General features: G+C 59.0%; 3 protein-coding genes. 1 reads left to right on the forward strand and 2 read right to left on the reverse strand.

Annotation, left to right across the window (positions count from 1 at the left end; translation table 11 throughout):
- Positions 1-202 precede the first annotated feature (202 nt).
- The gene (locus KUM49_RS36590; RefSeq protein WP_217241276.1) at positions 203-616 is read left to right on the forward strand and encodes a hypothetical protein; all 414 of its coding nucleotides are present in this window, start codon (positions 203-205) and stop codon (positions 614-616) included.
- Between the two features lie 145 nt (positions 617-761).
- Here KUM49_RS36590 and KUM49_RS36595 read toward each other — a convergent pair whose 3' ends face one another.
- Both KUM49_RS36595 and KUM49_RS36600 read right to left on the reverse strand, forming a co-directional pair.
- Positions 762-1,184 (reverse strand): hypothetical protein, encoded by a 423-nt coding sequence (locus KUM49_RS36595; protein WP_217241277.1) that lies wholly within the window; start codon positions 1,182-1,184, stop codon positions 762-764.
- Between the two features lie 73 nt (positions 1,185-1,257).
- A partial coding sequence (locus KUM49_RS36600) for a hypothetical protein (RefSeq protein WP_217241278.1) occupies positions 1,258-1,667 on the reverse strand: 410 nt, incomplete at its 5' end.

Consider the following 1,667-nt stretch of genomic DNA (forward strand, 5'->3'; position numbering starts at 1 on the left):
CCACCGGACGCTTCCTCTCCCTCGACCCCGTCTACGGAGGCGGCGCCAACGCCTACGGCTACCCCGCAGACCCCATCAACCAATACGACCTCGACGGAACAATCTGGAAGTACATAAAAAAGGGTTGGCGCAAGTACAAAAAACTCCGCCGAAATAATGGGGGCTTCGACACGCTTCATTCAATCGGCATGGTCGCAACGTCATGGACTTTCCGTCGCGGCGGCTCCTTCAGGACGGCGTGCCGATCCTGGCGGCGGGCGGCCGGATGTATCTGGAATGTCACGGGCATCAGCACGACTTACTATCACAGCAGGAACATCTACCGCCACGGCCGCAATTTGGCTTACCGATCTTTCCGTGGCCTAGCCCGGCCTCGCTGGCGCTAATGTGGTCCAAGGATTTTCGCTATGGTCTCGGAATCTGGATCGCGGCAGGCATTATCACCCTCGATACCCTCGATCAGTCCGTTGGCCAGCCGCCGCTGATCGAAAAACTACAAGTGATTCTCTTTGTCGCGTTGACGGCTTGTCTGGCGTACGGATCCCTGCGCGCAAGGCGAAATGCCAAGCGGAGAAAAAGCACGGCGAAGCCGCACGAGGAGATCCGGCCCGAATGATCCCGCAGAATTAATTCATCCAGACATCGCGCAAGGGCCCGACAGTGTACTGTCGGGCCCTTCTTGTTGCCGAGAGCAGCGAGACTATGCCCCTCAGTCCACTCTAGGCTGGCTGCCACGTCGAGGAAGACAGTGTGGGCATGTTCTAGACAGCGCGAAGTTCTACTGCGCCATCTTGATGAGCCCTCGACAGGAGCTCATCAACTGTGCCCTCTGGGAGATCGAGCCACAGAGTCTTCTCGTTCTCAATCGACGTGAAGACAAGCTTGTCGTTTACATATGCTTCGCAGCCGATGGTGCGGTGCCCGAGTAGCGAAAACTGCCTCCGCGCGTCGGCGCTTCGGAGGTCGAGCGGCACTCCCATCAGCAAATCGCGAGACTCTTTTTCCGCACTTGCAGTAAGGATAGCGCCGCGCATCTCTTCAAAGAGAGTGCGAGGTTCCTGCTCGGAAATCGGTTCATCCACGTACAGGTCCAGCGTTACCGACGCCCCGACCCTCCTTAGATAGTCACCGAGCGCCGACAAGAAGATTTCCAGGTCGGAGTTTGAAGTGGACGTTACTTGCATTGGTTCCTTTTCCTAGTGAGGTACTTGCCGGGTGGCCGGACACATGGTCCGGCCACCCTATGCACGCGGCTGGTCAGCGTCTCCCGGTTCCCCACCGCCAGGCCTTGCGCAACCCTGATTTCCCAAGATTCCAGAAGCCGCGCTTCACGCTGTAGTGTCCCTTGCTTCCCGCCCTATTGTGGTGCCAGCGGTTGACCGGATCCCACTCGATTCGGTTCTGATGGTTCCCCCAGTGGATACCCGGGCGCCCTCGGCGCATGACCAGGTACTTGTTCTTCCTGTTGAACATCATCCACTTGGTGGGCGAGTAGCGGAAGAAGGATCGCGTGGCTCGGTATCCGCGCTGGGCGTAGCGCCATCCCTTCTTAAAGAACCCCCACCGTTGCCCGTCGAGGTCGTATTGGTTGATGGGGTCTGCGGGGTAGCCGTAGGCGTTGGCGCCGCCTCCGTAGACGGGGTCGAGGGAGAGGAAGCGTCCGGTGG

This window comes from Streptomyces sp. AC555_RSS877 (assembly GCF_019049245.1).
Classification (GTDB): domain Bacteria; phylum Actinomycetota; class Actinomycetes; order Streptomycetales; family Streptomycetaceae; genus Streptomyces.

Excerpts from the sequence above, each read along its gene's own strand:
- KUM49_RS36590 (WP_217241276.1), top strand. The coding sequence starts at position 203 with ATGGACTTTCCGTCGCGGCGGCTCCTTCAGGACGGCGTGCCGATCCTG.
- KUM49_RS36595 (WP_217241277.1), bottom strand. The coding sequence starts at position 1,184 with ATGCAAGTAACGTCCACTTCAAACTCCGACCTGGAAATCTTCTTGTCG.